We start from the raw sequence: 7,128 nt of genomic DNA, 5'->3' as shown, positions 1-7,128 counted from the left end.
TCGCCGCCCTTGAAGAACAGGTCGGTGAGGCGAAGGTCGTTGTCGCCCCATCCTTCGATCACGCCGCCTTGGACGCGGCCGACAAGAGTGATCTTGTTGGTGATCGGGTAGTAACCGCGGGCGTCGGCCACGGAGCGGATGTAGTTCACGTCGCCACCCACGCCGGCCAGATCTTGCGAGAATGAGGCGAAGACGCCGCTGCTGGGCTGCTGCGGCAGATTCCTGGTGTCATAAGCGATCGTGTAGCCGACACTCGAGACGAGCACCTCGCCCTCTTCCGCGGCCTGTTTCACGGCGAGTGACGCGTTAGAGGTCGGATCGTAGATCTCCTCTTGCTGAATGCGGTAGCGCAAGCCGAGTTGCGTGTTGTCCGCGATCGGGAAGCCGACACGCAAATTGCCGCCGGTATCGCGCTGCCGGAACGACGCCACGTCGCGAAGATCGACCTCCTTATGGAACAGGTCGAAGCCGGCGGCCATATTACGGTCGAGGAAGTTGGGCTCGGTGAAGCTGAAATCCACCTGCGCACGTTCAAGCTTCCCGAGAAGCCGAGGCGGACATATTGGCCCTTACCCATGAGGTTGCGTTCGGTAATGCTGACGTCGCCGATCACGCCTTCCGTCGTGGAGTAGCCGGCACCGAAGGAGAGTTCGCCGGTGGGCTGCTCGACCACGTTTACGGCCAGGATTACGCGATCGGGCGCGCTACCCGGTTCCGTCTCGATATCCACGGATTTGAAAAACCCTAATGAGCGCAGTCGCTTACGGGCTGCTTCCACGAGGAGCCGGTTATAGGCGTCGCCCTCGGCAAGACGGAACTGGCGACGTATGACCTTATCTTCGGTTCGGAAATTGCCGACGATGTTGATGCGTTCAATGTAAACCCGCGGGCCTCGTCGATGACATAGGTGATGTTCATCGTATGCGCGACCGGATCTCGATCAAAACGCGGCCGAACCTGTCCGAAAGCATAGCCCTGCTCGGAGACCTTGATTGTCAATGCCTCGACGGTTTTCTCGACCTTCTCGGCGTTATAGCGGCGTCCCGGCCGGGTCAGGATTACGCCGCGCAGCGCGCCGACGTCGAGCGACGGCAGCGCGCTCTCGATGTCGATATAGCCGAACTGATACCGCTCCCCCTCCTCGATGGTGAAGGTGATAAAGAAGCCCTGCCCGTCGCGGTCGAGGTCGGCGGTCGCTGAGACGATCCGCGCATCGGCGTAGCCGTTCTTGAGATAGAACTGGCGCAACAGCTCGCGGTCTAGGTTCAACCGGTCGGGGTCGTAGATATTGGTGCTCTTTAAGAAGCTCAGCCAATTCGTCCGCGTGGTCGTGATCACAAACCGGAGCTGAGAATCGCTGAAGGCGTGGTTGCCGATGAAGTTGATGGCCCTCACCTTGGTGGTGGGCCCCTCGGTGATCTCGAAGACAACGTCGATGCGGTTGTTGTCGAGATTGATGATCTTGGGCTCGACCTGAGCGGCATAGAGGCCTTGGCGCCGGTAGACAGCCTGGATGCGCTGCACGTCTGCTTGCACGCGCGCGCGGGTATAAACGGCACGCGGTTTGAGCTGGACCTCCGCGGCGAGTACGTCGTCGTCGACCTCGCGGTTTCCTTCAAAGGCAACCTGGCTGATGATCGGGTTCTCGACGACAATGACGATGATGGTGGAGCCCTGCCGGCGGATGCGCACGTCCTGGAAAAGGCCCGTGGCGAACAAGGTCTTGAGGGACTGGTTGACCTCGGCGGGATCGTAGTTGTCGCCTGAAGAAAAGCTCAGATAGGAGCGGACTGTCTCCGGCTCGACGCGGCGATTGCCTTCCACAACGATGGACTGGATGACAGTGCCTTGGGCGGATGCCGACAGGTCCCCAAAACTCACGCTGAAACCCAGCGAAAGCGGGACGCTACACATCACGAGGAGGACCGCGAGCAGTCCTCTTTCCAACGTCCACCGCACCATTACTGGTGTATTCCCCTCAAGCCGACCCCGTAGGCAAAGCGCCTTAGGGCGCAACTGGCCATTTGTTTGTGGCCGATTTTTGGTAGTCTTCTGTTAACCATTCGGGACCTCGCGGGCCCCGCTAAGCTTGTGCCCCTACAACCTCCGATCACAGAAACTTCAAGTGAATCAGATCGTTCCAGGTCGCGAAGATCATTAGCATGAGCACGAAGGCGAGGCCAATGCGGAATCCTATTTCTTGTGTGGATTCGCTCAGCGGCCGGCCTCTTATTGCCTCAATGCCGTAGAACAAAAGATGACCGCCATCCAGCATAGGTATTGGGAACAGATTTATTAGCCCAATACTGACGGAGATGATGGCAGCGAGGTTGAGAAGCGCAACAAAGCCTGCCGTTGCCACCTGCCCCGATACTTGCGCGATACGCAACGGACCGCCCAGTTGGTCGGCGTCCTCGCGCCCAGTGACCACATCGTAGAGATAAGCCAGGGAGCGGGAGACGACGAAATAGCTCTCCTTCACGCCCATGACCAAGGCGGTGGCAGGATCGTGGCGCTCCAGCGTCCAATCGTCTGGCGAGGCGCTGCGCTGAATGCCGAGCAGACCGATTCGCATGGTGTTGCCGAACCGGTCGGTGATCTCCTTCCGCTCAGGCGTGGCCGTGAGCTCCACATTCGCACCACCGCGATCGACCACGAAATGCAACTCCTGGTCGGGGCTGGTCGCCACGATACGCTGCATGTCGGAAAAACTGCCGATCTCGGAGCCGTCGATGCTGACGATCCGATCGCCGGGTTCGAATCCGGCCCGCTCGGCGGCGCTGCCCGGGGCCACGGCGTCGACCTTGGCGGCTGTTATCCGCTCACCGAAGACGCTGAAGATCGCGGCAAAGATGATGATCGCGAGAAGGAAATTTGCGATTGGGCCGGCCGCGACGATGGCGGCGCGTTGGGCTAGCGACTTGCCCTGGAAGCTCCGCTTGCGCTCCTCCTCGGGCAACGCCTCGAAGGCTTTTCGGCCCGCGGCGCTGGCGACGTTCTCGTCGTCGATGAACTTCACATAGCCGCCAAGGGGGATCCAGGACACGCGCCAGCGCGTACCGTGCCGGTCGTAGAAGCCGAAGATTTCGGGCCCGAACCCTATGGAGAAGACCTTGACCGCAACCCCGCACCAGCGCGCCACCAAGAAGTGCCCGAGCTCGTGGATGAAGACCACGACCGTCAGCACGAACAAGAAGGGGAGGAGATAGCTGAGGATGGTGTCGCCGAAGCCGGAAAGCAGATTTATCGTGTCCATAAGCGAGGTTACCTGTTGATTTTGTCCGTTCTTAGCCCGGGATCGGGGCTCATGCAAACCGGGGCAGCCAGCCCCGCGCACGGCGTCGCGTCTCTTCGTCGATCTCGAGCACATCGTCAGCGGTTTGCGGGCCGAGACAGATCAAATCGGGACAGGCGGCGAGCGTGGATTCGACCAGTCCAGCGATGGCGAGAAAGCCCAGGCGCTTTTCGAGGAAGGCGGCGACCGCGACTTCATTGGCTGCATTGAGGACAGTTCCGGCGCTGCCGCCCGCGGCCAACGCTTCCTTAGCGAGACGCAAGGCGGGGAAACGTTCGAGGTCCGGCGCCTCGAAAGTGAGCGAGCCGATCTGCGCCAGGTCGAGCCGTTCATTGGGCACATGCATTCGCTCCGGCCAGGCCAGGCTGTAGGCGATGGGTGTCCGCATGTCGGGGCAGCTCAGCTGGGCGAGCACCGCGCCGTCGCTCATTTGTACGAGGCAATGCACGATCGACTGTGGGTGAACCAGCACGTCGAGCTTTTCGGGGGCGAGCGCGAAGAGATGATGCGCCTCGAGGAGCTCCAGCCCCTTATTCATTAGCGTGGCGGAGTCGATGGTGACCTTCGCCCCCATGGACCAGTTCGGATGTTTCAGGGCCTGTTCGGGGCCGGCCGCGGCCATCTGTTCCAAACTCCAGGTGCGGAAGGGTCCGCCGGAGGCCGTGAGACAGACACGCTCGATGCGCTCGGGCTCCGTCCCGGTCATGGCCTGAAGCGCAGCCGAATGCTCTGAGTCCACCGGCAGCAGGGTCGTGCCGTGGCGCGCGACCTCGGCCATGAAGATGCGGCCCGCGGAGACGAGGCACTCTTTGTTGGCGAGCGCCGTCGCCGTCCCTTGGCGCACGGCATGCAAGGTCGGTTTCAAACCGGCGGCGCCGACGATCGCCGCCATGATCCAATCGGCCGGACGGCTTGCGGCGTCGAGTAATGCCTTCTGCCCGGCGGCGGCCTCGATGCCCGTCCCAGCGAGCGCCGCAGTGAGATCCCCGTAACTTTCGGGATCGGCGACCACGGCGAGCTTGGCCCGATGTCGAATGGCAAGCTCCGCAAGCCGGGTTCCGTTCTTGCAGCCCGTCAGCGCCACGACCTCGTAGGCTTCGGGGTCGCGGCCGACGAGATCGAGCGTGCTCTCACCGATCGAGCCTGTGGCGCCGAGCACGGTGATCCGTTTCGGCCGTTTGGTGGACGGTGGCGGCTCGGTGTCCGTGAATGTGCGAAGGGGAAACAGCGGATTCGCCTCTACCAGATGAGAGGCCGGCGCCCGGCGACGCCAGATCGCGCAAGGCGATAAGGCCCGCTAACACGGCCGCCAGGAGAAGGCTATCGATGCGATCGAAAAGCCCGCCATGGCCTGGAATGAGTTGGCTCATGTCCTTGACGCCGAAATGCCGTTTTACCGCACTCTCAAGCAAGTCCCCCATCTGACAGGCGAGCGCAAGGCCTATGGCGACGAGTGCCAGACCTAAGCGAGACGTGCCCCCCAGGTAGACCGCGAAACCATAGCCCACCAAGGCCGGGATCAAGATGCCGACCAAGAAGCCGCTCCAGGTCTTTTTCGGTGAAACGGTTGGCGCGAGTTTTGAGCCGCCGAAGCCCCTGCCCCCGATATAGGAGGCGGTGTCCGTGGTCCACGCCACGGCGAGCAGGAAGAGGACGGCGGCAAGCCCAAATTGCGGGTCGCTGCGCAGCCAGATCAGCGCGGCAGCGGGAAGCGCGACATAGGCGAGACCGGCCACGGCCCACATCGCGCGCCCCCGGTCAGGTGCGGAGTAACCGACGACCACTGCGGTCGCGCCGAGAACGAAAAAGCCGAGATCGAAGCGGCCGAGCGCGATGAAGACGGTGAGCGCGACGACGCTCACGGCCTGGATCAGAGAGGTGCCGTCGAAGCCGTTGCCCCGGGTGGCGCTGCCCCACTCCCAGAGCAGCAACCCTGCCGCCACGATCACCAGAGCGAGAAAGCTCCATGGGCTCAACAGCACCGCCCCGAGCGCTATTGCGGCGAGGACGACAGCCGAAGCCAGCCGGCGTAAGAGTTCGGGTGCCTGACGGGAGTCCGTGCTGGGCTGATTGTCGCCGGACGGTGCTGCGGAGGTCACGCGGTGGATCTCGCCGACCGACCGCCGAAGCGGCGGTTCCGCCGCTGATACTCGGAAATGGCGGCCTCGAACAGCTCCTTGGTGAAATCGGGCCAATAGACGTCAACGAAGACGAACTCGGCATAGGCCAACTGCCAAAGCAAGAAGTTGGACAAGCGCAGCTCGCCGGAGGTGCGGATCAGAAGATCGGGGTCGGGCAGCCCGGCCGTGTCGAGGTAAGAGGCGAAGCGGTCCTGAGTCACGTCCTCGGGCACCAAGATGCCGTCCTTCGCGTCCTCGGCGATCCGCTGCGCGGCGCGGGCAATCTCATCGCGTCCACCGTAGTTGAACGCGATGGTCAGGTTCAGCGCGGTGTTGTCTTTGGTAAGCTCGACGGCGTCATCGAGCATGCGCAGGATGTCATCCTCCAAACCGTTGCGCGAACCGACGACACGGATCTTCACCCCGTTCTTGTGAAGCTCGGCGAGATCGCGCCGTATGAAGCGCCGCAGCAGGCCGAACAGATCGTAGATCTCCTGTTCGGGGCGTGACCAGTTCTCGGAGGAGAAGCTGAACAGGGTGAGATGGGTGATGCCGAGCTCCATGGACGCTTCGACGATCCGCCGTACCGTTTCGACGCCCTGGCGGTGGCCTCGACGCGCGGCAGCCCCCGCTCGGCCGCCCAGCGGCCGTTGCCGTCCATAATGATGGCGACATGATGTGCGGCCGGCCTGTCGGCATCGCCCCACTTGTTGTCCATCGCGAGCGTCACAGTCGGCGTCTCCGCAGCAAATCCAAACGCGAAACTACGCTTCGGTGCAGGTTAGACCTGCATGATCTCCGCTTCCTTGGTGGCAAGGGCCTCGTCGATCTCCTTGATGACCTTATCGGTCAAGTCCTGCACCTTCGTTGCCAGCGAATGGTGCTCGTCCTTGCCCATATCGCCATCCTTCTCGGCCTTCTTCAGGTGCTCCATGCCGTCTCGGCGCACGTTCCGTACGGCCACCCGCGCCTGCTCGGCGTATTTGTGGGCGACCTTGGCCAGCTCTTGGCGCCGCTCCTCGTTGAGCTCGGGGATCGGGAGGCGCAGCAGTTGCCCCTCCGTCACGGGATTGAGGCCGAGATCCGATTCGCGGATCGCTCTCTCGACGGCATTCACTTGGCTCTTGTCCCAGACCTGAACCGTGATCATGCGTGGCTCAGGCACGTTGACGGTCGCCACCTGATTGAGCGGCATCGGATTGCCGTAGGCCGTGACCATGATGGGATCCAGCAGACTGGCGCTGGCGCGGCCGGTGCGGAGGCCGCTGAATTCCTGTTTGAGTACGTTGTGCGCACCATGCATACGCCGTTCGATCTCAACCAAATCGAAGTCAGACATCTTGCCTTCCCCGCTCGCCGTTCTTGCCGGGCACCCATGTGCTAGGCTTTGGCGTGCTCTGTTGGCGTTTCCAAGCGTTCCCCAGTGGGCTTATCCACCGTCTATGGTGGTCGAGGCGCCCTGCCCCTGCAACTCAAGAGCCAAACTCCCTTGGTTCTTGATGGAAAACACAATTATCGGAATCCGGTTGTCCCGGGCAAGCGCGATCGCTGCGCCGTCCATGATCTTCAGATCCTGCTTGAGCACGTCAGCGTAGCTGAGCCGCTCATAACGCTTGGCGTCGGGCACCTTCTTAGGGTCCGCGCTGTAGACGCCGTCGACCTGGGTCGCTTGTACAAGGCTTGGCATTCCATTCTCCGCGCATCGCAGCCGCG

Annotated in this window: 7 protein-coding genes and 3 pseudogenes; 1 reads left to right on the top strand and 9 read right to left on the bottom strand. The window is 62.3% G+C overall.

Going from position 1 to position 7,128, the window contains the following annotated elements; genetic code table 11:
• Positions 1 to 521: BamA/TamA family outer membrane protein (locus AUC71_RS21170; protein WP_244500883.1), on the bottom strand; the 521-nt coding region annotated here is incomplete at its 3' end.
• 41 nt (positions 522 to 562) lie between these two features.
• On the opposite strand from AUC71_RS21170, the gene AUC71_RS21165 reads away from it, so the two are divergent.
• Positions 563 to 748 carry a hypothetical protein gene (locus tag AUC71_RS21165; protein WP_069624109.1) on the top strand — a complete coding sequence of 62 codons (186 nt, stop codon included), beginning with the start codon at positions 563 to 565 and terminating at the stop codon, positions 746 to 748.
• On the opposite strand, the pseudogene AUC71_RS21160 reads toward AUC71_RS21165, so the two are convergent.
• The 8 genes and pseudogenes from AUC71_RS21160 to AUC71_RS09680 form a co-directional block, all read right to left on the bottom strand.
• A pseudogene (locus AUC71_RS21160) lies at positions 725 to 829 on the bottom strand (POTRA domain-containing protein); the annotation flags it as partial. The gene AUC71_RS21165 and the pseudogene AUC71_RS21160 overlap by 24 nt on opposite strands.
• Before the next feature lie 116 nt (positions 830 to 945).
• Positions 946 to 1,914: pseudogene (bamA, locus tag AUC71_RS21155) on the bottom strand (outer membrane protein assembly factor BamA); the annotation flags it as partial.
• A 196-nt stretch (positions 1,915 to 2,110) separates the two neighbouring features.
• The gene (gene rseP, locus AUC71_RS09705) at positions 2,111 to 3,256 is read right to left on the bottom strand and encodes an RIP metalloprotease RseP (protein ID WP_069624107.1); all 1,146 of its coding nucleotides are present in this window, start codon (positions 3,254 to 3,256) and stop codon (positions 2,111 to 2,113) included.
• Positions 3,257 to 3,305: 49 nt separating this feature from the next.
• Positions 3,306 to 4,454 (bottom strand): 1-deoxy-D-xylulose-5-phosphate reductoisomerase, encoded by a 1,149-nt coding sequence (gene dxr / locus AUC71_RS09700; protein ID WP_425283374.1) that lies wholly within the window; start codon positions 4,452 to 4,454, stop codon positions 3,306 to 3,308.
• On the bottom strand, positions 4,426 to 5,394 hold the full coding sequence (locus tag AUC71_RS09695; protein ID WP_158007783.1) for a phosphatidate cytidylyltransferase: 969 nt from the start codon (positions 5,392 to 5,394) through the stop codon (positions 4,426 to 4,428). The genes dxr and AUC71_RS09695 overlap by 29 nt, the downstream gene beginning before the upstream one ends.
• Positions 5,391 to 6,133, bottom strand: a pseudogene (locus AUC71_RS09690) (isoprenyl transferase). The gene AUC71_RS09695 and the pseudogene AUC71_RS09690 overlap by 4 nt, the downstream one beginning before the upstream one ends.
• A gap of 63 nt (positions 6,134 to 6,196) precedes the next feature.
• Positions 6,197 to 6,754: a ribosome recycling factor gene (gene frr / locus AUC71_RS09685; RefSeq protein ID WP_069624104.1), complete on the bottom strand. Its 558-nt coding sequence runs from the start codon at positions 6,752 to 6,754 to the stop codon at positions 6,197 to 6,199.
• Between the two features lie 90 nt (positions 6,755 to 6,844).
• Positions 6,845 to 7,128 (bottom strand): amino acid kinase family protein (locus AUC71_RS09680; protein WP_483127804.1); only part of this gene is annotated, 284 nt, incomplete at its 5' end.

The sequence above is a fragment of the Methyloceanibacter marginalis genome (genome assembly GCF_001723295.1).
Taxonomy (GTDB): domain Bacteria; phylum Pseudomonadota; class Alphaproteobacteria; order Rhizobiales; family Methyloligellaceae; genus Methyloceanibacter; species Methyloceanibacter marginalis.
This window is presented reverse-complemented; position numbering and strand designations above follow the sequence as displayed.

What these genes read in the sequence shown, in the direction of transcription:
- frr (WP_069624104.1), bottom strand. Translation starts at nt 6,754, where the DNA reads ATGTCTGACTTCGATTTGGTTGAGATCGAACGGCGTATGCATGGTGCG.
- rseP (WP_069624107.1), bottom strand. Translation starts at nt 3,256, where the DNA reads ATGGACACGATAAATCTGCTTTCCGGCTTCGGCGACACCATCCTCAGC.